Source organism: Acidovorax sp. K2F (assembly GCF_025246485.1).
Taxonomy (GTDB): Bacteria; Pseudomonadota; Gammaproteobacteria; order Burkholderiales; family Burkholderiaceae_C; genus Acidovorax; species Acidovorax delafieldii.
In genome coordinates, this window is sequence record NZ_JAOBSQ010000003.1 from 22,491 (window position 1) to 44,283 (window position 21,793).

At 65.7% G+C, this 21,793-nt stretch carries 20 protein-coding genes; 8 read left to right on the forward strand and 12 right to left on the reverse strand.

All coding sequences use genetic code 11. The features are described from left to right. Positions 1-61: 61 nt before the first annotated feature. Together N4G42_RS01710 and N4G42_RS01715 are read right to left on the reverse strand one after the other, a co-directional pair. A complete protein-coding gene (locus N4G42_RS01710) occupies positions 62-1,969 on the reverse strand; it encodes a GspE/PulE family protein (protein ID WP_056057444.1) in 1,908 nt (635 codons plus the stop codon). A gap of 26 nt (positions 1,970-1,995) precedes the next feature. Beyond that, a complete protein-coding gene (locus N4G42_RS01715; protein WP_056057754.1) occupies positions 1,996-2,799 on the reverse strand; it encodes an exodeoxyribonuclease III in 804 nt (267 codons plus the stop codon). Between the two features lie 10 nt (positions 2,800-2,809). Between N4G42_RS01715 and pyrE the strand changes: the two genes are divergently transcribed. After that, a complete protein-coding gene (gene pyrE, locus N4G42_RS01720) occupies positions 2,810-3,508 on the forward strand; it encodes an orotate phosphoribosyltransferase (RefSeq protein ID WP_056742150.1) in 699 nt (232 codons plus the stop codon). Positions 3,509-3,513: 5 nt separating this feature from the next. After that, positions 3,514-4,212 carry a DUF4124 domain-containing protein gene (locus tag N4G42_RS01725; RefSeq protein WP_116748633.1) on the forward strand — a complete coding sequence of 233 codons (699 nt, stop codon included), beginning with the start codon at positions 3,514-3,516 and terminating at the stop codon, positions 4,210-4,212. 125 nt (positions 4,213-4,337) lie between these two features. Here N4G42_RS01725 and gatB read toward each other — a convergent pair whose 3' ends face one another. The 3 genes from gatB to gatC are packed head-to-tail and all read right to left on the reverse strand — an operon-like array spanning position 4,338 to position 7,665. Continuing rightward, the gene (gene gatB, locus N4G42_RS01730) at positions 4,338-5,858 is read right to left on the reverse strand and encodes an Asp-tRNA(Asn)/Glu-tRNA(Gln) amidotransferase subunit GatB (RefSeq protein WP_260665940.1); all 1,521 of its coding nucleotides are present in this window, start codon (positions 5,856-5,858) and stop codon (positions 4,338-4,340) included. A gap of 1 nt (position 5,859) precedes the next feature. Then, positions 5,860-7,353, reverse strand: coding sequence for an Asp-tRNA(Asn)/Glu-tRNA(Gln) amidotransferase subunit GatA (gene gatA / locus N4G42_RS01735; protein WP_260665941.1), 1,494 nt, complete (start codon positions 7,351-7,353; stop codon positions 5,860-5,862). A gap of 12 nt (positions 7,354-7,365) precedes the next feature. Beyond that, a complete protein-coding gene (gene gatC / locus N4G42_RS01740) occupies positions 7,366-7,665 on the reverse strand; it encodes an Asp-tRNA(Asn)/Glu-tRNA(Gln) amidotransferase subunit GatC (RefSeq protein ID WP_008907365.1) in 300 nt (99 codons plus the stop codon). Between the two features lie 207 nt (positions 7,666-7,872). Between gatC and N4G42_RS01745 the strand changes: the two genes are divergently transcribed. From N4G42_RS01745 to mrdA, 4 genes are all read left to right on the forward strand, one after another. Further along, positions 7,873-8,916, forward strand: a complete 1,044-nt coding sequence (locus tag N4G42_RS01745) for a rod shape-determining protein (protein ID WP_008907364.1) — start codon at positions 7,873-7,875, stop codon at positions 8,914-8,916. A gap of 132 nt (positions 8,917-9,048) precedes the next feature. Further along, positions 9,049-9,972, forward strand: a complete 924-nt coding sequence (gene mreC, locus N4G42_RS01750; RefSeq protein ID WP_056742141.1) for a rod shape-determining protein MreC — start codon at positions 9,049-9,051, stop codon at positions 9,970-9,972. A 43-nt stretch (positions 9,973-10,015) separates the two neighbouring features. Beyond that, positions 10,016-10,534, forward strand: a complete 519-nt coding sequence (gene mreD / locus N4G42_RS01755; RefSeq protein ID WP_056057460.1) for a rod shape-determining protein MreD — start codon at positions 10,016-10,018, stop codon at positions 10,532-10,534. Positions 10,535-10,715: 181 nt separating this feature from the next. After that, entirely contained in the window at positions 10,716-12,656 is a 1,941-nt protein-coding gene (gene mrdA / locus N4G42_RS01760; protein ID WP_260665943.1) for a penicillin-binding protein 2, read from the forward strand. Between the two features lie 125 nt (positions 12,657-12,781). Here mrdA and N4G42_RS01765 read toward each other — a convergent pair whose 3' ends face one another. The 5 genes from N4G42_RS01765 to N4G42_RS01785 all read right to left on the reverse strand — a co-directional run bounded on the left by N4G42_RS01765 (position 12,782) and on the right by N4G42_RS01785 (position 17,209). Next, on the reverse strand, positions 12,782-13,669 hold the full coding sequence (locus N4G42_RS01765; protein ID WP_260665944.1) for a DMT family transporter: 888 nt from the start codon (positions 13,667-13,669) through the stop codon (positions 12,782-12,784). 96 nt (positions 13,670-13,765) lie between these two features. After that, positions 13,766-14,518: an amino acid ABC transporter ATP-binding protein gene (locus N4G42_RS01770; protein WP_056057470.1), complete on the reverse strand. Its 753-nt coding sequence runs from the start codon at positions 14,516-14,518 to the stop codon at positions 13,766-13,768. Next, positions 14,515-15,297, reverse strand: coding sequence for an amino acid ABC transporter permease (locus N4G42_RS01775; protein ID WP_056057473.1), 783 nt, complete (start codon positions 15,295-15,297; stop codon positions 14,515-14,517). The genes N4G42_RS01770 and N4G42_RS01775 overlap by 4 nt, the downstream gene beginning before the upstream one ends. Before the next feature lie 127 nt (positions 15,298-15,424). After that, positions 15,425-16,189, reverse strand: coding sequence for an ABC transporter substrate-binding protein (locus tag N4G42_RS01780; protein WP_260665946.1), 765 nt, complete (start codon positions 16,187-16,189; stop codon positions 15,425-15,427). A gap of 261 nt (positions 16,190-16,450) precedes the next feature. Next, positions 16,451-17,209, reverse strand: a complete 759-nt coding sequence (locus tag N4G42_RS01785) for a sulfite exporter TauE/SafE family protein (RefSeq protein ID WP_056742136.1) — start codon at positions 17,207-17,209, stop codon at positions 16,451-16,453. A gap of 352 nt (positions 17,210-17,561) precedes the next feature. Between N4G42_RS01785 and N4G42_RS01790 the strand changes: the two genes are divergently transcribed. Both N4G42_RS01790 and N4G42_RS01795 read left to right on the forward strand, forming a co-directional pair. Next, positions 17,562-18,914, forward strand: a complete 1,353-nt coding sequence (locus tag N4G42_RS01790; protein ID WP_260665947.1) for an ammonium transporter — start codon at positions 17,562-17,564, stop codon at positions 18,912-18,914. A 108-nt stretch (positions 18,915-19,022) separates the two neighbouring features. After that, the gene (locus N4G42_RS01795; protein WP_099731498.1) at positions 19,023-19,352 is read left to right on the forward strand and encodes a hypothetical protein; all 330 of its coding nucleotides are present in this window, start codon (positions 19,023-19,025) and stop codon (positions 19,350-19,352) included. Between the two features lie 36 nt (positions 19,353-19,388). Here N4G42_RS01795 and N4G42_RS01800 read toward each other — a convergent pair whose 3' ends face one another. Next, on the reverse strand, positions 19,389-19,682 hold the full coding sequence (locus N4G42_RS01800) for an antibiotic biosynthesis monooxygenase family protein (protein ID WP_192419808.1): 294 nt from the start codon (positions 19,680-19,682) through the stop codon (positions 19,389-19,391). A 339-nt stretch (positions 19,683-20,021) separates the two neighbouring features. Beyond that, positions 20,022-21,713 carry a GMC family oxidoreductase gene (locus N4G42_RS01805; protein WP_260665949.1) on the reverse strand — a complete coding sequence of 564 codons (1,692 nt, stop codon included), beginning with the start codon at positions 21,711-21,713 and terminating at the stop codon, positions 20,022-20,024. Positions 21,714-21,793: the final 80 nt, after the last annotated feature.

Sequence of the window (21,793 nt, forward strand, 5' to 3'; positions counted from 1 at the left end):
GGTGGTTTTGACAATTGTTGACGGTTTTTGGGGGCTTGTGGGTGACTGTTGGGGCTGAAGGCTACAGGTTGGTCGCCGCCACCACTTCGCTCATGTCGGTCAGGCCCTGCAGGACTTTTTCGATGCCGTCCTGGCGCAGGGTGAGCATGCCGGCGGTGAGCGCAGAGTGCCGGATGTCCGAAGCCGGGGCCCGGTGGCGGATGTGCTGGCGAATGGCTTCGTCACTCATCATCAGCTCGTGGATGCCCAGGCGACCGTGGTAGCCGTGGCCTTCGCATTTGGCGCACCCCACGGGGCGCCACATCCGCAGCTCGCCCTGGGCGCCGCCGTATTGCTGGCGCCAGCGTCCGATCTGCGCCTGGCGCGCCTCAGCGGTGTTATGTGTGCCACTCTCCAGGTACTGCGACGCCAGGCCCGCCAGCATGTCGTCGTCGGCCACACGCGGCTCGCGGCAGGCGGTGCACAGGCGCCGCACCAGGCGCTGCGCCAGGATGGCCAGCAGCGAGTCCGAGAAGTTGAAGGGGTCGAGGCCAATTTCGAGCAGGCGCGCAATACTCTCGGGCGCGGAGTTGGTGTGCAGGGTGGACAGCACCAGGTGCCCGGTGAGCGAGGCCTCGATGGCGATGCGCGCCGTCTCCTCGTCGCGCATCTCGCCGATCATGATCACGTCCGGATCAGCGCGCAAAAAGGTGCGCATGGCGGCGGCAAAGGTCCAGCCGATGCGTGGGTTCACCTGCACCTGGCGCAGGCCCTCCTGCGTGATCTCGATGGGGTCTTCGGCCGTCCAGATCTTGCGGCCTGCGGTGTTGATGTCGCGCACCACCGAGTGCAGCGTGGTCGTCTTGCCGCAGCCCGTGGGGCCACACACCAGCACCAGGCCATAGCTTTTTTGCACCACCGCACGCAGCGCCAGCAGGTTGGGCTGGCTCAGGCCGATGTTCTCCAGCGGCAGGGGCTTGGCGCCTGCCAGCAGGCGCAGCACCACGTCCTCCAGTCCGCGCGAGGTGGGCACCGTGACCACCCGCAGCTCCACCGGCGGGCCGCCAAAGCGGGCAAAGTCGATCTTGCCGTCCTGCGGTTTGCGGTGCTCCGAGATGTCCATGCTGGCCATGATCTTGATGCGTGCCACCATCGCAAAGCGGTAGCGCGCGGGCAGCTCCAGGTAAGGCACCAGGTCGCCATCGATGCGCAGGCGCACGCGCACGTTGTGCGGGGCGGGCTCGGTCTCGATGTGGATGTCCGACGCACGGTGGCTGATGGCTTCGTCAATCACCGAGTTGATGAGCCGCACCAGGGTGTTGTCCGACTCGCTGATCACGTCGGCCTGCTCGGTGTCTGCGTCTGGCGACGCAGTGGCCAGGTTGGTCAGCAACTCCTGCGAGGTGGCGCGTGCGCCGGCTGCCGCGCCGCCCGCGTCGGCAGGGCGGGTGCGGTAGGCCTTGTGGATGGCGGGCATCAGCGTGCCGGGCGCTGCGCGCAGCGGGATCAGCCGCCGCTGGGTCAGAAAGCGGATCTCGTCGATCAGCACGCGGTCCCAGGGGTCCGCCATCAGCAGCACCAACGCGTCCTCGCGTGCGATCAGGGGCAGCACGGATTCGCGCTCGGCCACGGCACGGGGGATGAGTGCCAGGGCCGGCGCTTCGGGCGTGATGTCGCCGGGGTGCACGGTGTATTCACCCAGCCAGGTGGCAATCACGCTGCGCAACTGGTCCTGGGTGAGTGCCCCCCGGTCCACCAGAATCTGGCCGATGGGCCGCTGCACGCCATTGCCGCGCTCCTCCTGCTGCGCCTGCAGGCCCTCTGCCAGGTCCGGCGTGGACAGCAGCCCCGCGTGGACCAGCGCCTCGCCCAGATGCCGCGCCTTGCCCACTGTGGGGTGAGGGGTGGAGATCTGACGCCACAGCGCTTCGGCGCTCTGAGGGCGAAAACTGTGGGCGGGAGGCGGGGCGGAGGTGCTGGCGTCGGTCATCGGGGGCAGAGGGGCTGGGGCAGGGCTCAGAGGGTCAGTGCGTAGTCCACCGTGATGGGTGCGTGGTCCGAGAACTTTTCGCCCTTGTAGATATGTTCAGCACGCGCCAGCGCCGCGATCGCAGGGGTGGCCAGGTGGTAGTCCAGCCGCCAACCCACGTTGTTGGCATAGGCCTGGCCGCGGTTGCTCCACCACGTGTAGGCGGTGTCGGTGGCGGTAGGTTGTAACTGACGGTAAACGTCTATGATGCCGCCGCCTTCATCAGTTGTGTGCAACAACTTTGTCATCCAGGCGCGTTCTTCGGGCAAAAAACCACTGTTCTTCTGGTTGCTGCGCCAGTTTTTGAGGTCGATTTGCTGGTGCGCAATGTTGATGTCGCCACACAGGATGAAGTCGCGCTCTGCCTTCAGGCGCATGAGGTGGGGGTGGAACTCCGCCAGAAAGCGGAATTTGGCCTGCTGCCGCTCTTCGCCCGACGAGCCGCTGGGAAAGTACGCACTGATGATCGACAGCTTGCGGGCGGGCGTGTCAAAACGCAGCTCGACGTATCGGCCTTCTGCATCGAACTCGGTCGATCCATAGCCAATGACTACATCCGACGGCACGTGCCGCGTGTAGATGCCGACGCCCGAATAGCCCTTTTTCTGGGCAAAGTGGAAGTGCCCCTGCAGGTCGGCCAGGCGCTCGAAGCGGTTGGCCATGTCGGCGGCCTGGGCCTTGACTTCCTGCACACAAATACAATCCGGCCGCGTGGCTGCCATCCAGCTTTCCACGCCTTTGCTGGTGGCCGAGCGGATGCCATTGAGATTGAGGCTGGTTAACTTGAACAAGGATTTCCCCATGGTGGATGTTGGCGTGCAAACCCCCGAACAGGGCCAGCTGGCGCAGGATTTCGTCCGTTTTGCCGTCGAGTCGGGCGTGCTGCGGTTTGGCGAATTCAAGACCAAAGCCGGGCGCCTGAGCCCCTATTTTTTCAACGCCGGACTGTTTGACGACGGCCGCAAGATCGGCCGGCTCGCGGAATTCTATGCAAAAGCCCTGCTGGCCAGCGGCATCGAATTCGACATGGTGTTTGGCCCCGCGTACAAAGGCATTCCGCTGGCTGCCACCGTGGCGGTGGAGCTGGCGCGCCTGGGCCGCAACGTGCCCTTTGCCTACAACCGCAAGGAGGCCAAGGACCATGGCGAAGGTGGGACCCTGGTGGGCGCGCCTCTCAAGGGCCGGGTGCTCATCGTGGACGATGTGATGTCGGCCGGCACGGCCGCTCGCGAGTCCATCGCCATCATCCGCGCCGCCGGCGCCACGCCCCATGCAGTGGCCATTGCGCTGGACCGCCAGGAGAAAGCCACCGAGAATGGCCAGGACGTGGACCACAGCGCCGTGCAGTACGTGCGCAACCAACTGGGCATGCAGGTGTGTGCCATTTCACGGCTGGCAGACTTATTGCTCTTTCTTGAGCAGAATGGGGAAGAGGGGATGCGTTCCCACCACGAAAAGGTGCTGGCCTACCGCCAGCGTTACGGCGTCAACGAGGGGTAGATGGTTTGAGCAAATCGGCGTGGATCATGGGCGGGGTTCTGTTGGCCACCCTGGGCGCCGATTGGGCGCGGGCGCAAGCCCCCGGGACATCCAGCGGCATCTACACCTGCGTGGACCGCAATGGCCGGCGCCTGACGGCCGACCGTCCGATCGCCGAATGCCTGGACCGCGAGCAGCGGGAACTCGGGCCCTCGGGCATCGTACGTCGGCAAATTGGCCCCTCGCTGACCGAGCAGGAACGCGCCGCGCAAGAAGCGCAGCGCCGCAAAGAGGCCGAAGCCCGTGCCCGCGAGCTGGAAGAGCGCCGCCGCGAGCGCGCGCTGACGGCCCGCTATCCCGACAAGGCCACGCACGATGTGGAGCGCGCTGCGGCTATTCAGCTCGTCGATGACGTGACCGCCACCGCCGAAAAGCGCCTGGTCGAACTGGCCCAGCAGCGCAAAGCCTTCGATGTGGAGATGGAGTTCTACAAAAAGGACCCCAACAAAGCCCCCATGGCGCTGCGCCGCAAGATTGCCGAGAACGAAGACAGCATTGCCGAGCAGCAGCGCTTCATTGCAGGGCAGGACCAGGAAAAGCGCCGCGTGCACCAGCGCTTTGACGTGGAGCTGGCCCAGCTGCGCAAACTGTGGGATGCGCAGCGCATGCCGCTGCCGGGCACAACGCCTGCCAGCGACGCCTCCGCTCCAGCCGCCACGCGGTGAGGTCCGCGGGGGGGGCAATTCCCTTGCCTTAGGCCCTCGACGGCCACCACCCCATTGAGAAGATCGAAACAACAAAGGGCCTCGCGGCCCTTTGTTGTTGGTGTTGTTGCCAGTCGGCTTGCGCGTCAGCCCGCCAGCTTGGCGCGCAACAGTTCGTTGACCTGCGTCGGGTTGGCCTTGCCCTTGCTGGCCTTCATGATCTGGCCGACCAGCGCGTTGAAGGCCTTGTCCTTGCCCGCGCGGAACTGCGCCACGTTGTCGGGGTTGGCGGCAATCACCTCGTCGATGATCTTCTCCAGCGCGCCGGAGTCGTTCATCTGCTTGAGGCCCTTGGATTCGATGATTTCGTCGACAAGGCTCACATGACCAATGGCTCGAAAGGAGTCGCTATCTGATTCGGCTGCATTCATAACACCTGTGCGTGTTGGCTTACTCCAGAGTTCATCAAACACTTGTTTGGCGGCGTTGTTGGAGATCGTGCCATCAGCAATGCGAGTCAGTAGCGCAACCATTTGTCCTGGTTTTACGGGCGCGTCTTCAATGGCAACTTCATCCAAATTGAGTCGTCGCGACAACTCGCCCATGATCCAGTTGCATGCAATTTTTGGCGATACAGGTGCATTGGCCCCCAAGACAACTTGCTGGAAGTAAATCATGGTTGCTTTGCTTTGCGTAAGAGCAGACGCGTCGTATTCAGACAGACCGTAGTCTCTGACATAACGTGCGGCAACAACGCGAGGCAATTCGGCCATCTGCGCACGCTCATCCTGCACCCACTGCTCTGAAATGTGTAGCGGAGGCAGGTCGGGGTCCGGGAAGTAGCGGTAGTCCGCCGCGTCTTCCTTGGTGCGCATCGCGCGCGTTTCGCCCGTGTCGGGGTCGAACAGCACGGTGGCTTGCTGGATTGCATGACCGTCTTCGATCTGCTCGATCTGCCAGCGGATTTCGTAGTCGATGGCCTGCTGCATGAACTTGAACGAGTTCAGGTTCTTGATCTCGCGGCGCGTGCCCAGTGGCTGGCCAGGCTTGCGTACGGACACGTTGGCATCGCAGCGGAAGCTGCCCTCCTGCATGTTGCCGTCGCAGATGCCGATCCAGGTGACGATCTTGTGCAGCTCCTTGGCATACGCGACGGCCTCTTCGGACGAGCGCATGTCGGGTTCGGTCACGATCTCCAGGAGCGGCGTGCCCGCGCGGTTCAGGTCGATACCACTCTGGCCGATGAAGTCTTCATGCAGCGATTTGCCTGCGTCTTCTTCGAGGTGGGCGCGCACCAGGCGCACGGTCTTCTTCTCGTCGCCCAGAAAGAACTCGACCTCGCCGCCCTGCACCACCGGGATCTCGAACTGGCTGATCTGGTAACCCTTGGGCAGATCGGGGTAGAAGTAGTTCTTGCGCGCGAAAATGCTCACGGGCGCAATGTGGGAGCCGAGGGCCAGTCCCAATTTGATAGCGCAGGCCACGGCTTCGCGGTTCATCACCGGCAAGGTGCCGGGCAGGGCCAGGTCCACGGCGCACGCCTGGGTGTTGGGCTCGGCGCCAAAGGCGGTGGGAGCGCGGCTGAAGATCTTGCTCTGGGTGGCGAGCTGGGTGTGGGTTTCGAAGCCGATGACAACTTCGTAGCCATGGATCAGTTTGGCGGTCATGTCAGAAGCCCTCCGGACGGCGGAGGTGGAAGTCGGTGGCTTGCTGCAGGCGGTGCGCAGCGTTCAGAAGGCGGGCTTCCTGGAAGTAGTTGCCCAGCAGCTGCAAGCCGACGGGCATGCCGCCCTCGCCAAAACCGGCGGGCACGCTCATGCCGGGCAGGCCGGCCAGCGAGCCGGGCAGGGTGAAGATGTCGGCCAGGTAGTCGGCCAGCGGGTCGTTGCCGTGGTCGCCCAGCTTCCAGGCCACCGTGGGGGCCACGGGGCCGGCGATGACGTCACAGCTCTTGAACGCGTTTTGGAAGTCGTCGGCGATCATGCGGCGGATCTTCTGTGCCTGCAGGTAGTAGGCGTCGTAGTAGCCGTGCGAGAGCACGTACGCACCGATCATGATGCGGCGCTTGACCTCGTCGCCAAAGCCTTCGGCGCGGGTCTTCTTGTACATGTCCACCAGGTCGGTGTAGTCCTTGGCGCGGTGGCCGAACTTCACGCCGTCAAAGCGGGAGAGGTTGGACGATGCTTCGGCCGGGGCAATGATGTAGTAGACCGGGATGGACAGCTGCGTGCGCGGCAGGCTGATGGGCACGAGCTTGGCGCCGAGCTTCTCGTATTCCTTCAGGGCACCATCTACGGCGGCGCGCACGTCGGGCGCCAGGCCTTCGCCAAAGAACTCGGCCGGGATGCCGATGCGCAGGCCATCGATGCTGTCGTTGAGCTTTGCGCTGAAGTTCTCTGCGGGCACGTCCAGGCTGGTGGAGTCGCGGTCCGGGTCCGGGCCGCACATGGCGGACAGCAACAGTGCGCAGTCTTCGGCCGAGCGGGCCATGGGGCCGGCCTGGTCGAGGCTGGAGGCAAACGCGATCATCCCGTAACGGCTGGCGCGGCCATAGGTGGGCTTGATGCCGGTGATGCCACAGAACGACGCGGGCTGGCGGATGGAGCCGCCGGTGTCGGTGCCGGTGACGGCCGGGGCCAGGCGCGCGGCCACGGCCACAGCGCTGCCGCCGGACGAGCCGCCAGGGATACGGTCTGTGGCCCAGGGGTTGCGCACCGGGGCGGGGGCGTCAAAGCCCACGGGGGCGACGGCGGAGTTCTCGTTGGCCGAGCCCATGGCGAACTCGTCGCAGTTGAGCTTGCCCAGCGTCACGGCGCCAGCGTCGGCCAGCTTGGTGACCACGGTGGCATCAAAGGGTGACTGGTAGCCCGCGAGCATCTTCGAGCCTGCGGTGCTGGGGAAACCTTTGGTGACAAAGATGTCCTTGTGCGCAATTGGCACGCCCGCCAGCGGGCCGGCGGTGCCTGCGGCAATGGCGGCGTCCTGGGCGCGGGCCTGGGCCAGGGTGATGTCCGGGTTCACGGCCACGTAGGCGCCCAGGTTCTGGTGGGCCTGCGCACGGGCGAGGAAATGCTGGGCGGCCTCGACGGCCGAGACGCGGCGCTCGCGCAGCTCGGCAGCCAGCTGGGCCACGCCCAGGTCATGCAATGCGGTGGAAGTCATGCGGCGGGGCTCTTACTCGATCACTTTGGGCACGAGGAACAGGCCTCGTTCGACGGCGGGGGCGCTTTGCTGGTTGGCTTCGCGCTGGTTGGGCTCGCTGGCCACGTCCTCGCGCAGCCGCAGGGCCACGTCCTGGATAGCCGCGACGGGGTGGGCCAGGGGCGTGACGCCCGAGGTATCCACAGCCCGCATCTGTTCCACGATGTCAAAGAAGCCATTGAGCTGTGTGAGCATGCGCTCACTTTCGGAGGGCGTCAGCTCAAGCCGCGCCAAGTTGGCAATGCGGCCGATGTCCTGGGGGGTCAGTGCCATAGGGAGGAGAATCTAGAGAAACCAGAAGTAAAGCTGTGATCCGGGCTGCGCCGGAGGGAGTTATTCACAGGGGATGGGGTATTATCCCGGCTTTGCCGCAAAGCTCCTGGAATGGGAGTCAATTGCGTGAAAAAAGCCCATAAACACCCCCCTGAATACCTGGCGATGGCAGGCCGACGCGCATGCCGTGCCCGAGAGGATTTTTGAATGTTCGGAGCTTTCCGTCGGTATTTCTCCACCGACCTGGCCATTGACCTTGGCACAGCCAATACCCTCATCTTCGCCCGCGACAAAGGCATCGTGCTCGACGAGCCCTCCGTTGTCGCCATCCGCCACGAAGGCGGGCCCCATGGCAAGAAAGTCATCCAGGCCGTAGGCCACGAGGCCAAGGCCATGCTGGGCAAGGTGCCCGGCAACATCGAAGCCATCCGCCCGATGAAGGACGGCGTGATCGCCGACTTCGTGATCACCGAGCAGATGATCAAGCAGTTCATCAAGATGGTGCACCCGCGCACGCTGTTTACCCCCAGCCCGCGCATCATCATCTGCGTGCCCTGCGGCTCCACCCAGGTCGAGCGCCGCGCCATCAAGGATGCGGCCGAGGCCGCAGGCGCCACGGCGGTCTACCTGATCGAAGAGCCCATGGCCGCCGGTATTGGCGCGGGCCTGCCGGTGTCGGAAGCCAGCGGCTCCATGGTCGTGGACATCGGCGGCGGCACCACCGAAGTCGGGGTGATCTCGCTGGGCGGCATGGTCTACAAGGGCAGTGTGCGCGTCGGTGGCGACAAGTTCGACGAAGCCATCATCAGCTACATCCGCCGCAACTACGGCATGCTGATTGGCGAGCCCACCGCCGAAGCCATCAAGAAGAACATCGGCTCGGCCTTCCCGGGCTCTGAAGTGCGCGAGATGGAAGTCAAGGGCCGCAATCTGTCCGAAGGCGTGCCACGCAGCTTCACCATTTCTTCTAACGAAGTGCTGGAAGCCCTGACCGACCCGCTGAACCAGATCGTCTCGGCCGTGAAGAACGCGCTGGAACAAACCCCCCCCGAGCTTGGCGCCGACATTGCCGACCGCGGCATGATGCTCACCGGCGGCGGCGCGCTGCTGCGCGACCTGGACCGCCTGCTGGCCGAAGAAACCGGCCTGCCCGTGCTGGTGGCCGAAGACCCGCTGACTTGCGTGGTGCGCGGCTGCGGTATCGCCCTGGAGCGCATGGACCGCCTGGGCAGCATTTTCACGAGCGAGTAAGTCGGCAGGCCTGTATGCTGCAGGCACTTTTTTTGCGCTCTGAATTGCATGACTGCCCCTGCTCCAATGCTTGTTTCTGAGCACCCGCCCGTGGAGCCCGCTCCCCGTGGCAGATCCTGACCGCTGCGCACCATGCCCTTGGGTACTCTGGAGCGCAGCGCTCCCCCTTTCTTCAAACAGGGCCCTTCGGCCCTGTCGCGTTTGGCCGTGTTCAGTGCGCTGGCGCTGTTCCTCATGGTGGCCGACGCACGCTTCCAGATTACCGGCCCCTTCCGTCAGGCCGTGGCCACGGTGCTGTACCCGGTGCAGTGGCTCATGTTGCAGCCGGTGGAGTTCGCGAGCCACGGGCGCAGCTATTTCCAGTCGTTGCAAACCGCGCAAGAAGACCTGGATGCCGCCCGCAAGAAGATGACCGTGATGGGCCAGCGCGCCAACCAGGCCGACCAGCTGGCCATGGAAAACCAGCGGCTGCGCAAACTGCTGGAGCTGCGCGACCGGCTCCAGACCCCTGCACAGGCGGCCGAAGTCATCTATGACACCGCAGACCCCTACACGCGCCGCGTGGTGCTGGACCGGGGGCAGCTGGGCGGCGTGGAGCTGGGCGCTCCGGTGATGGACGAGGCCGGTGTGCTGGGCCAGGTCACCCGTGTGTTTCCGCTGGTCAGCGAAGTCACGCTGCTGGTGGACCGTGACCAGGCGATTCCGGTGCTGAACATCCGCACCGGCGTGCGCGGCGTGGCCTATGGCGATCCGGTGGCGGGCCATGGTGGTGGCATGGAGCTGCGCTTCATGCCCGCCAACGCCGACATCCGCGAAGACGACTTGCTGACCACCAGCGGCGTGGACGGCCTGTATGCGCCGGGCCTGCCCGTGGCGCGCGTGGTGAAGGTGGAGCGCCGTGCCGACTCCGCGTTTGCGCGCATCTACTGCGTGCCTTTGGCGCAGGTGCAGGGTGCGCGCCATGTGGTGGTGCTCAAGCCCCTGGCCGACAACGAATTGCCCCGCCCGGATGCGGCCCCCGCCGCGCCCGCGAACAAACGCGGGGGGCGCAAATGAGCCGCCGCCTTGCCCCGATGACCCCGACACAAGGAGGCCCGCGATGATCATGCCGCGGGGTGAGCCCCTGCTGATGCCGGTGAACCCGGTGTTCATCTGGGCCAGTCTGGCTGCGGGTCTGGCCATCAACATGCTGCCGCTGGGCCGCGTGGTGTGGATGCCTGATCTGCTGATGGTGTTGCTGGTGTTCTGGGGCGTGCACCAGCCGCTGCGCATTGGCATGGGGGCGGCCTTTGTGCTGGGCCTGTGCATGGACGTGAGCCAGTCTGCGCTGCTGGGCCAGCATGCGCTGTCCTACACCGTGCTGTCGTTCGGAGCCATCGCCATCCACCGCCGTTTGCTGTGGTTCAGTGTGCCGTCGCAAGCGCTGCAGGTGTTTCCGCTGTTTGCCGTTGCCCATGCCATCGAGCTGCTGCTGCGCATGGCAGCGGGCGGAATTTTCCCGGGGTTCTGGAGCTTTCTGGCCCCGTTCCTGGAGGCGCTGCTGTGGCCCCTGGCCAGTTGGGTGCTGCTGGCGCCCCAGCGCCGCCCGCCCGACAAAGACCAGAACCGGCCGTTGTGAACATGAGGCAACAACCCCCTGAGCGGCCGCGCTGTCTCCCCCCTCTCTCGCAGCGCTGCGCACTGCGGGAAGGGCGGCGACGCGCTCGCGGCGGGGCGACCCTTGCTCGGCGTCCCCTGGCCTGGGCCGCGCCAATCACACAGGCAGCCAGCTTCTGGGCCGTGTTTTCAGGGGTGAGGCCATGACCGAGGTGCGCAGCAGCGAAGCCGACGCCTCGCGGTTCCGGGTGCGCGCCTTGGTGGTGGGCCTGGTGGTGATGGCGGCGTTCTGCCTGGTGGCGGCGCGTCTGGTGTACCTGCAGGTGGTGCGCCATGAGGACCTGGCAGCCCAGGCGGAGAGCAACCGCACGGCCGTGGTGCCCATCGTGCCCAACCGGGGGCTCATCCTGGACCGCAACGGCGTGGTGCTGGCCACCAACTATTCGGCCTATACGCTGGAGATCACGCCCTCGCGTGCCGGCGTGCTGGACGAGACCATCGATGCCCTGGCCAAGGTGGTGGACATCCAGGCGCGTGACCGCCGCCGCTTCAAGCGGCTCATGGAAGAGTCGCGCAACTTCGAATCCCTGCCCATCCGCACCCGCCTGACGGATCAGGAGGTGGCGCGTTTCACCGCCCAGCGCTACCGCTTTCCGGGTGTGGACATCAAGGCGCGGCTGTTTCGCAACTACCCGCTGGGCGACGTGGCCAGCCATGCGATTGGCTACATCGGGCGCATCAACCAGACCGAGAAGGCCCGTATCCAGGACTCGGAGGACGAGGCCAACTACCGGGGCACGGAGTACATCGGCAAGCTCGGCATCGAGCACAGTTTCGAGTCGGCCCTGCATGGCGCGACAGGTGTGGAGCAGATGGAAACCTCGGCGGGTGGCCGCGCCGTGCGCAAGCTCTCCAGCCACGCCGCCACCCCCGGCGACAGCGTGATGCTGTCCATCGACATCAAGCTGCAAAAACTCATCGAAGAGCTGTATGGCAGCCGCCGTGGAGCGCTGGTGGCGATCGACCCGCGCAATGGCGAGATCCTGGCGCTGGTGAGCAAGCCCACCTTCGACCCCAATCTGTTTGTCGAAGGCATTGACGCCGAAAACTGGGCCGCGCTCAATGAGTCCATCGACAAGCCGCTGCTCAACCGCGCCCTGCGCGGCACCTACCCGCCCGGCTCCACCTACAAGCCCTTCATGGCGCTGGCGGCGTTGCAGCTGAACAAGCGCTCGCCCAGCCTGGTGGTGAACGACCCCGGCTTTTACACCTTCGGCGGCCACACCTTCCGCAGCCACGAGGGCGGGCTGGGGGGCGTGGACATGCACCGCGCCATCCAGTTCTCCAGCAACACCTACTTTTATTCGCTGGCCGTGGACATGGGTGTGGATGCCATCCACGACTTCATGAAGCCGCTGGGTTTCGGCCAGTCCACGGGCATCGACCTCAACGGCGAAGTGCGGGGCACGCTGCCCAGCACCGAGTGGAAGCGCAACACCTACAAACGCGCCGACATGAAACGCTGGTTCCCGGGCGAAACCGTGTCGCTGGGCATTGGCCAGGGCTACAACAACTTCACCATGCTGCAGCTGGCGCTGGCCGAGGCCACGCTGGCCAATGGCGGCACCCGCTACCGCCCGCACATGGCCAAGGCGGTGAAGAATGCGGTCACCGGTGCCATCACCGAGATCGTGCAGCCCCCCGGCATCAACCTGGGCTACCAGCCCAAAAATGTGGAGCTGGTGCGCAACGCGCTGGTGGCGGTGAACAAGGGTGGCACGGGCACCCGGGTGTTCATGGGCGCGCCCTACACCTCGGCCGGCAAGACGGGCACCGCCCAGGCCGTGTCCATGGGCCAGAACGTGAAGTACAACGCCAAGGCGCTGGAAGAGCACCAGCGCGACCACTCGCTGTTTGCCGCCTTTGCCCCGGCCGAGAACCCCACCATTGCCCTGGCGGCCATTGTGGAGAACGCAGGCTTTGGCGCCGCCCATGCCGCCCCGATTGCGCGGCGCGTGTTTGACTACTGGCTGCTGGGCGAATACCCCAGCGAAGAAGACATCGCCGCCGTACAAAAGGGCCTGGCCAGTGCCCCCATGGGCAAGCCCCGCAAGGCCAGCGAGGTGCCGCTGGTGACACCTTGATCTGGGCCGCTATAAAATTAATAGCTGTTGGTGCAATATCAACTAGCGCTACGGGCTGATTCGGCTTCAAAGCGGCCACTGGGTGCCTGCGCGCCTTGCCGCCGAGGGCCTTTTTCAGCGCTGTCCTAAGCGCTGGCGGTGCGCGGTGACGGCTGAAGCTGGCTGAACACCAGCGCTGCCACAATCAGCGCCGCCCCGCTCAGCCCGGCCCAGCCCAGCTGCTCGCCCAGCAAGACCCACGCCGTGAGCGCGGCAAACACCGGCTCCAGCCCGAACACGATGGCGCTGCGCATGGCATCCACGCGCTGCTGGCCCCAGGCCTGCAGCGTTACTACCACCACGCTGGCCAGCAGGCCCAGATACAGCAGTGCCACCAAGGCATCCGTTGGCAGGTCGGCGGCGGAGCGGAGCCAGTCCATGTTGCCGCCCTGCGCCAGCAGCAGCGTGGTGGAGGCCAGCGCCATCACCGTGGCCTGTGCGGCGGCCATGCGGGTGGCACGCAGGGGCTGTGCGGCCGTGCGGCGCGCGCATTCCTCCAGCGCCAGGATGTACAGCGCATAGAACACGGTGCTGGCCAGCGTCAGCGTGTCGCCCAGGTTCCAGGGCTCGTTCTCGTGGAACATCAGCGCCATGCCTGCCAGCGCCATCACGCAGGCGCCCCACAACCGCCAGCCGTAGCGCCGCCCCAGTGCTGCCATCGCGATCAGCGGCACCACCAGCACGTTGAGCCCGGTGACAAAGGCATTGCGGTTGCTGCTGGTGCGCGCGAGGCCCTCGATCTGCAGCCAGAACGCCAGGAACAGCAGCAACCCCAGCGCGCAGCCCCAGCGCCGCTCGTGGCGCAGCATGCCGCGCCACAGCGGCGCCAGCACCAGCAGTGCGATCACAAACCGCAGCCAGATGATCTGCAGTGCGTCGAGGTGCGCCGAGAGCAGTTTCATCGCCGGGAAGGTGGTGCCCCACACCACGGTCACAGCCAGCAGGGCCATCAGGCCCCAGCGTTCAGTACGCATTGGAAGAATTCTCCAAACCAACAAGAACGTGTTCAAAGAAAAAGGGCCACCGGTTGCCCGGTGGCCTCTGCTTTGCAGAGTGTGCAGCGTGCCCGTTCAGTGGCTGACCTGGCCCAGGAACGCGCGGATGCGGTCGTTGGCCGGGTTGCTGAAGAACTCCTGCGGCGGCGCATCGTGCGCGATACGACCCTGGTCGAAGAACATCACCCGGTCGGCCACCTCGCGCGCAAAGCCCATTTCGTGGGTCACCACGATCATGGTCATGCCGCCACGGGCCAGGCCGCGCATCACGTCCAGCACTTCCTTGACCATCTCGGGGTCCAGCGCCGAGGTGGGCTCGTCGAACAGCATCACCTTGGGTTGCATGGCCAGTGCGCGGGCAATGGCCACCCGCTGCTGCTGCCCGCCCGACAGCTGCCAGGGGTACTTGTGCGCATGGTCCTGCATGCCCACGCGGCGCAGCAGCTGCATGGCCTCGTCGTTGGCCTGGGTGCGCGGGGTGCGGCGAATGCGGCGGGGCGCCAGCGTCACGTTGTCCAGCACGCTCATGTGGCCGAACAGGTTGAACTGCTGAAACACCATGCCCACCTCGCAGCGCTGGCGCTGCAGGGTGGTGAGGTCGTCACACACCTCCACGCCATCGATGGTGATGCGCCCGCTGTCGTGGGGCTCCAGGCGGTTGATGGCGCGCAGCAGGGTGCTCTTGCCCGAGCCCGAGGCGCCAATGATCACCGTCACCTCGCCGGTGTGGAACACGGTGGACACGTCCTTGAGCACCTGGTGCGCGCCAAACGACTTGCACACGCGCTCGGCCACGATGTAGGGCTTGGGTGGAACGTTGGAGTTCATTGGTTGCGGCCCTCCACGTCAAAGCGGTACTCGACGGCGTTGGAGATCTGTGTGACCAGTGTGGTCAGCAGCAGGTAGGTGATGGCCACCGTGGTCAGCGTGGCGATGGGCTGGAACGTGGCCGACTGGATGCGGTTGCCCACGTTGGTCAGCTCCACCACGCCGATCGCGTAGGCCAGCGAAGAGTCCTTGAGCAGCGCCACAAAGTTGCTCACCAGCGGCGGCAATGAGATCTTGAACGCCTGCGGAAACACCACGTCCATGAACACATGCATGCGGCCCAGGCCCAGCGCCCGGGCGGCCTCGGTCTGACCGCGTGGCACGGCCAGCAGGCCCGCGCGCAGCGCTTCGGCGTTGTAGGCGCCCACATTGAGTCCCAACGCCACGACGGCGGCGGCAAAGTCGGGCAGGTTCAGCCCTGGCACCAGCACCGGCAGCGCAAAGTACACAAACAGGATCTGCACCAAGAGCGGTGTGCCGCGAATGGCCCAGATGTACACGCCAGCAATCCAGCGCACGGGCGTCCAGCGGGCGGTGCGGGCCAGCGCCGCAGCTGTGCCCAGCACCAGGCCCACGGCACCGCTGACCAGCGTGAGCCACAGCGTGGTGCGCGCACCTTCAGAAAACGCCTGGGCATTGGGTCCGATGGGGTCAGGGAAGAACGACAGCAATTGGCCCAGCAACGAGAGGGCCAGCACCATCACCACCAGTGCAGCGACCAGCGTGGCATTGCTGCGCTGCTGTCGGGACCAGCTTTGTGGCCAAAGAGCGAGAAGCATGGATCAGACGACCAGAAGGTCTTGGTTGGAAATCGGGTGGGCGGCAGGGACATTGGCCTGCGCCGCCACAAAAGGCAAAAGGTGCGCAGAGGCTCCCGGCCTTCTGCGCACCCCATGTGCCGTCATATCAATTGCAGCGCACGTCTTCGTTGAAATACTTCTTGGAGACGGCGGCGTAGCTGCCATCGGCCAGCACTTCGGTGAACGCCTTGTTCCAGGCATCGGCCAGGCCGGTGTTGCCCTTGGCCATGGCGGGGGCGATGCGCTCGATGAACAGCATGTCGCCCAGCTTGAAGCCGGCCTTGGCGTTCTTGGCAGCGGCTTCCTTGGCCACGAACTTGTCGCTGACCCAGGCGTCCACGCGCTTGGAGATCAGGGCACGCTGGGCGTCGGTGTCTTGCGGGAAGTTCTTCACCTCCTTCACGCCGCTGACCTTCTTCACCTGCTCCAGGTAGCTGGTGCCGGTCTGCACGGCCACGACCTTGCCGGTCAGGTCCTTGGCGTTGCGGATCTTGTCGTCCATGGCCACGATGATGCCGCCCGAGCAGTAATGGGGGTTGGCAAAGGTCACGGCCTTGGAGCGCTCGTCGGTCACACCGTGCGAGGCGATCACGGCGTCCCAGCGGTTCTGGCCCAGGCCGGTCAGCAGGGCGTCAAAGCCCAGGGTCTTCCATTCGAGCTTCAGGCCCATCTTCTTGACCACCAGCTCCGCCACTTCCACCTCAAAACCCGTCAGCTTGGTGCCTTCGAAATAGTTGAAGGGAGCGAACTGGCCCTCGGTGGCCACGATGATCTTGCCGTCCTTCTTGACTTCGTCCAGCGTGCGGGCCTGGACGGCGAGGGCAGCGCACAGCGCCACGGCGGTGACAAGGGCAGACTTGAAAAATTGCATGACAGGTTCCTGTGGGGGTGGTTCAGGTACAAAAAATCCGGCCTGCGGGTAGGCAGGCCGGAGCGGGTGGATGCGGACATCGCCATTGGCGATGGGCCTCGTCATCAAACGGAAACGTGCGGAAATTATAGGACGCGCGTTCACATTCGGGCCATGCAGGGCAACCCCGATGACCTCGGAGCGCCCTGGTGGTAGGCCTTACGGGGCGTTGCAAGTTGGGTGCCACCCTGGCGACCGACACCCGGTGCGTGAAGAGCAGGCCTACCGCAGAAAGGCGTCGTACCCCGTCTTCAGGATCAGGGTGCTCACCACCACGATGAAGATGCCCCGCACAAAGCCGGTGCCATGCTTGAGCGCCATGTGGGTGCCGAGCAGGCTGCCCAGCACGTTGGCCACGGCCAGCGTCACCGCAAAGTGCCACCACACATGGCCCTTGGCGGCAAACAGCGCAATGGCGGCGACGTTGGTGGCGCAGTTGAGCAGCTTGGCCGACGCCGAGGCATTGAGAAAGTCGTAGCCCAGCAGCCGCACGAACAAAAAGACGAAGAAGCTGCCGGTGCCCGGGCCAAAGAACCCGTCATAAAAACCGATGAGCACACCAATCAGGCAGGCGGCGATCACCTCGGCCCGGCCCGCAAACCGGGGGGTGTGGTGCCGCCCCAGCTCCTTCTTGGCCAGGGTGTAGAGCAACACGCCCAGCAGCACCAGGGGCAGCAGCTTGCGCAGGAAGTCGGCCGACACCACGGTCACGGCCCAGGCGCCCACGAACGAGCCCGCAAAACCGGCGGCAGCAGCAGGCAGCATGGCCGACCAGCGGATCTGCACCTTGCGGCTGTATTGCCAGGTGGCCATGGCGGTGCCCCAGACCGAGGCCGCCTTGTTGGTGCCCAGCAGGGTGGCTGGGGGCGCCCCCGGAAAAGCTGCAAACAGCGCGGGCACCATCACCAGTCCACCGCCCCCCACGATCGCATCCACAAAGCCCGCGAGCAGCGAGGCCAGGGTCATCAAAATCCATTCCATCGCAGGATTGTCGCACCGGGCCTGCTATCGATTCAGGACCGCTCAGGATCGAGCGGGCAAGAAAAAGGCGCTGGGATCGCCAGCGCCTGAAAGGGTTCACACCTCGTTGGGTGTTTTGAATGTGGTTCTTGGTAGAAAGGTTGTCTCCTCGGGCCCCTCGCTTGGCACACCGAAGCGCGCTTTCGAGTGCCGTGACTGTAACGGCTGCACCCTGCTGGTGCATTGGGGGTTTCCCGCCCCCCGTTGTTGGGCGCCGGACGGCTTGCGGGGGCGCTCTGTGCCCCGATTCGGGGGCAACTGGCTGGCATGGCTCGTGCAATGCGCTTGTAACAAATTGCGAAAGGGAGCGTGCATGCGTGCAGTCAACCACCGGGTGTTTGCGGTCGTGTCGTTGTGTCTGGGGCTGTGCACCTGCGCGCTGGCCCAGGGCGTGCCAGAGGCTCCTGCAGTCGCGGCGCCCCTCACGCGCCCCGCCCTGGTGGCCCAGGACACGGTGAATGCAGCCCATACCGGCTGGATGATGACCTCCACCGCACTTGTGCTGCTGATGACGCTGCCAGGCATTGCGCTGTTTTACGCAGGCATGGTGCGCAGGAAGAACGTGCTCAACACCATGGCCAGCGTGGTGGCCATTGCAGCGCTGGTCAGCCTGCTGTGGTTTGCGGCGGGGTATTCACTGGCCTTCACACCGGGCAGCGCCTGGCTCGGCGGCTGGGACCGTGCTGGCTTTGCCGGGCTCGACTTTCAGCTGGAGGCGGGCAAGCTGGCTGTGAGTCACATTGCGCCGCTGATCCCGGAGTCGGTGTACGCGATGTTCCAGCTCACCTTTGCCATCATCACGGCCGCGCTGCTGGTGGGCGCGTTTGTGGAACGCATGCGGTTTTCGGCCATGCTCGTCTTCATCAGCCTGTGGACACTGGTGGTCTATGCGCCCGTGGCGCACTGGGTGTGGGAGCCGGGTGGCTGGCTGGCGCAGATGGGCGCGCTGGATTTTGCGGGTGGCTCGGTGGTGCACGTGAACGCGGGCGTGGCGGGGCTGGTGTGCGCCTGGTTTCTGGGCCGCCGCGCGGGGTATGGGCGCGAGCCGTTTGAGCCCTACAACCTGGGGCTCACCATGGCGGGCGCGGGCATGCTGTGGGTGGGCTGGTTTGGCTTCAACGCGGGCTCTGCGGTCGCGGCCGATGGGCGCGCCGGGCTGGCCATGGCAGTGACGCACCTAGCCGCTGCGGCCGGTGCGCTGTCGTGGATGCTGGGTGAGTGGGTGGTGCGCGGGCGCCCGTCGCTGCTGGGGCTGTGCTCCGGCCTGGTGGCGGGGCTGGTGGCCATCACACCTGCCGCCGGTTTTGTCGCGCTGCGCTCGGCCGTGGTGATTGGGCTGGTGGCCGGGCTGGCCTGCTACTGGGGCGCGACGGGGCTCAAGCGGCTGCTGCGGGTGGATGACTCGCTCGACGTATTTGGCGTGCATGGCGTTGGCGGCATCGTGGGGTCACTGCTCACCGGTGTGCTGGCCAGCAAGACCGTGGGCGGGGTGGCGGGCAGCCTGCTGACCCAGGCCATCGGCGTGGGCGCCGTGGCGGCCTACAGCCTGGTGGTGACGGCCGCGCTGCTGTGGGTCATCAACTTTGCGATGGGCCTGCGGGTGGACGAACAGAGCGAACAGACTGGGCTGGACATTGCCCAGCACCGCGAGCGCCTGGGCGGCTGAATGAGCCCCCGAGAGACCCGGCAGGCCTTCCCCGCTCCCGCATCGTTGCGCAACGCGGGCAAGCAGGTGCAGTCCGATGGATGACCCCAATGCATTAAGGAGCCGACCATGTCCGATTCCGACAAGCTGGCAATTGCCGCCCACCTGCATGTGCTGTTGCGGCGCAAAACGGGTCGCGTGACCGATACCGAATGGATGGCGGTCAACGCCGACTATGCGCAGGAGATCGTGCGGTTCGCGCGCCAGCGCGCTGTGGACGACAACGCGCCCGATCTGGCCGAGTGGGCCGACCGCCTGGAGCACGCCCTGCACGCCACTCCCCTTGCAGCGCCGCGCCGTCCGCTGCTGGATGTGGCGGCGCAGGCTGTGCGCTCGCGCCCTGCACCGCCCCCCGAGCCCGGGCCCGAGGTGCCGCGCTATGTGGGCGGCATCCGCTGAACGCTGCAGGGACCTGGGCGCCAGGGCTTGAAAAAATCAGTGGGGCGCAGTGCCTTGCGTGAACAGCCCGGCCGTGGGCAGCAGCCCGGTCAGCTGGTTGTCGCCGTAGGTGCGCAGCACCTGCGCAATCACCACCTGGTAGCCATTGAGCCACTGCGCCTGCGCGGCCTTGGCCTTCAGGTGCGCGGGGTGTTGCATCAGCGTTTGCAAGGCTTCCAGCGACTGCCAGTAGTACACGTTGGACACCAGGCCGTTGCCCGTGTCCGTCCAGGACTCCTCGCCCAGGTAGCCGTCGATGGAACGGGCGGCGGTGGCAATCGCCTCGTCCAGGCGGTGAAAGGCGTCGTCGAATTGAGAACCTGTTCAAGCTATGTTCGGGGATCGCGTTGGAGTGCAATCGGGATGAGTGGATGCTTCGGGTGCGCCGCATGGGCTCGTGCCCATGCAAGCAGCCGGGGCGTTCAATCACCCGATTTCACTCCAACCCTTCGGGCAAGTGCCTTGCCGGGCGGTCTGCGGTGTTGCGGCGCTTGTGGATAGCCAAGCTATCCACCGCGCACCGCGCCTAGCACCCCATCCCGGCAAAGCGCTTGCGCGACCCCGAACATAGCTTGAACAGGTTCTTCGTCGCAAAGATGAAAGTGGAGGAGTACATCGGCGCGATGGTACTCACGCCGCCCGCCTTGCCTGGATGATCCACTCCGCCGCCTTCTCCGCCATCATCAGCGTGGGCGAGTTGGTGTTGCCGCTGGTGATGGTGGGCATGGCGCCCGCATCCACCACGCGCAGGCCGGCCACCACGCCGCCGCGCCCATTGCGCACGCGCAGTTGAGCATCCAGCACGGCCATCGGGTCGCCGTCGCGGCCCATCTTGGTGGTGCCCACGGGGTGGAAGATGGTGGTGGCAATGTCACCCGCCAGGCGCGCCAGGTCTTCGTCGCTTTCAAACTGCACGCCGGGCTTCCACTCCTGCGGCTGGTACTTGGCCAGCGCGGGCTGGGCCACGATGCGGCGCGTGACACGCAGGCTGTCGGCGGCCACCTGGCGGTCTTCGGGCGTGCTGAGGTAGTTGGGCGCGATGGCGGGCGCGGCCTTGAAGTCGGCGCTCTTGATGTTCACCGTGCCCCGGCTGGTGGGGTTGAGGTTGCACACGCTGGCGGTGAAGGCCGGAAAGCTGTGCAGCGGCTCGCCAAACGCATCGAGCGACAGGGGCTGCACGTGGTACTCGATGTTGGGATAGGGCTGGTCGGGGCTGCTGCGGGTGAACGCACCGAGCTGCGAAGGCGCCATGCTCATGGGCCCGCTGCGCTTGAGCGCATATTCGAGCCCGATCTTGGCCTTGCCGACCAGCGAGTTGGCCATGGTGTTGAGCGTCTGCACCCCTTGCACCTTGAACACCGCGCGGATTTGCAGATGGTCCTGCAGGTTGGCACCCACGCCCGGTAGGTCCACCGCCACATCGATGCCATGCTGGCGCAGCAGTGCGGCGGGGCCGATGCCCGACAGCTGCAGCAGCTGGGGCGAGTTGACGGCGCCTGCGCTCAGGATCACCTCGCCCGCCGCGCGGGCCGTGACCATCTCGTGGCCGTCCCACACCAACACGCCGGTGCAGCGCTGGCTGCCGTCGGGCTGGGTCTCGATGAGGAGCTTGGACGCCTGCGCGCTGGTCCACATCTCGAAGTTGGGCCGGCCGTAGCAGGTGGGGCGCAAAAAGGCCTTGGCGGTGTTCCAGCGCCAGCCGCTTTTCTGGTTGACCTCGAAATAGCCCACGCCTTCGTTGCTGCCGCTGTTGAAGTCGTCGGTGGCGGGGATGCCGGCCTGCTGCGCGGCGTGGGCAAAGGCGTCGAGCACGTCCCAGCGCAGGCGTTGCTTCTCCACCCGCCACTCGCCGGTGCTGCCGGTGGCCTTGTTGCCGTGCAGGCGTTTGAAATTTTCGTTCACGCCTCCGGGCTGGTCCAGGCGCCAGTGGTCTTCGTGGCGGCGGAAGTAGGGCAGGGCGCTGTCCCAGCGCCAGCTGGCGTCGCCCGTCAGCTCGGCCCACTGGTCATAGTCGCGCGCCTGGCCGCGCATGTAGATCATGCCGTTGATGCTGCTGCAGCCGCCCAGCGTCTTGCCGCGTGGGTAGCGCAGGGTGCGGCCGTTCAGGCCCGCGTCGGGCTCGGTGTTGTAGAGCCAGTCGGTGCGCGGGTTGCCGATGCAGTACAGGTAGCCCACGGGGATGTGGATCCAGTGGTAGTCGTCCTTGCGGCCGGCCTCGATCAGCAGCACGCGGTGGCGGCCGTCGGCGCTCAGGCGGTTGGCGAGCAAGGCACCGGCTGTGCCTCCGCCGATGATGATGGTGTCAAACGTGGTGTCGCTCATGGAGGAGGGGCGGTGCCGATCAAAGGTGGTAACGGTGGGCCATTGTGCGGATGGGGCAGGCCCTGTCGATAGGGTGTGTG

What these genes read in the sequence shown, in the direction of transcription:
- N4G42_RS01710 (WP_056057444.1), bottom strand. Translation starts at nt 1,969, where the DNA reads ATGACCGACGCCAGCACCTCCGCCCCGCCTCCCGCCCACAGTTTTCGC.
- pyrE (WP_056742150.1), top strand. Translation starts at nt 2,810, where the DNA reads ATGGTGGATGTTGGCGTGCAAACCCCCGAACAGGGCCAGCTGGCGCAG.
- gatB (WP_260665940.1), bottom strand. Translation starts at nt 5,858, where the DNA reads ATGACCGCCAAACTGATCCATGGCTACGAAGTTGTCATCGGCTTCGAA.
- gatA (WP_260665941.1), bottom strand. Translation starts at nt 7,353, where the DNA reads ATGACTTCCACCGCATTGCATGACCTGGGCGTGGCCCAGCTGGCTGCC.
- gatC (WP_008907365.1), bottom strand. Translation starts at nt 7,665, where the DNA reads ATGGCACTGACCCCCCAGGACATCGGCCGCATTGCCAACTTGGCGCGG.
- N4G42_RS01745 (WP_008907364.1), top strand. Translation starts at nt 7,873, where the DNA reads ATGTTCGGAGCTTTCCGTCGGTATTTCTCCACCGACCTGGCCATTGAC.
- mreC (WP_056742141.1), top strand. Translation starts at nt 9,049, where the DNA reads ATGCCCTTGGGTACTCTGGAGCGCAGCGCTCCCCCTTTCTTCAAACAG.
- mreD (WP_056057460.1), top strand. Translation starts at nt 10,016, where the DNA reads ATGATCATGCCGCGGGGTGAGCCCCTGCTGATGCCGGTGAACCCGGTG.
- mrdA (WP_260665943.1), top strand. Translation starts at nt 10,716, where the DNA reads ATGACCGAGGTGCGCAGCAGCGAAGCCGACGCCTCGCGGTTCCGGGTG.
- N4G42_RS01765 (WP_260665944.1), bottom strand. Translation starts at nt 13,669, where the DNA reads ATGCGTACTGAACGCTGGGGCCTGATGGCCCTGCTGGCTGTGACCGTG.
- N4G42_RS01770 (WP_056057470.1), bottom strand. Translation starts at nt 14,518, where the DNA reads ATGAACTCCAACGTTCCACCCAAGCCCTACATCGTGGCCGAGCGCGTG.
- N4G42_RS01775 (WP_056057473.1), bottom strand. Translation starts at nt 15,297, where the DNA reads ATGCTTCTCGCTCTTTGGCCACAAAGCTGGTCCCGACAGCAGCGCAGC.
- N4G42_RS01780 (WP_260665946.1), bottom strand. Translation starts at nt 16,189, where the DNA reads ATGCAATTTTTCAAGTCTGCCCTTGTCACCGCCGTGGCGCTGTGCGCT.
- N4G42_RS01785 (WP_056742136.1), bottom strand. Translation starts at nt 17,209, where the DNA reads ATGGAATGGATTTTGATGACCCTGGCCTCGCTGCTCGCGGGCTTTGTG.
- N4G42_RS01790 (WP_260665947.1), top strand. Translation starts at nt 17,562, where the DNA reads ATGCGTGCAGTCAACCACCGGGTGTTTGCGGTCGTGTCGTTGTGTCTG.
- N4G42_RS01795 (WP_099731498.1), top strand. Translation starts at nt 19,023, where the DNA reads ATGTCCGATTCCGACAAGCTGGCAATTGCCGCCCACCTGCATGTGCTG.
- N4G42_RS01805 (WP_260665949.1), bottom strand. Translation starts at nt 21,713, where the DNA reads ATGAGCGACACCACGTTTGACACCATCATCATCGGCGGAGGCACAGCC.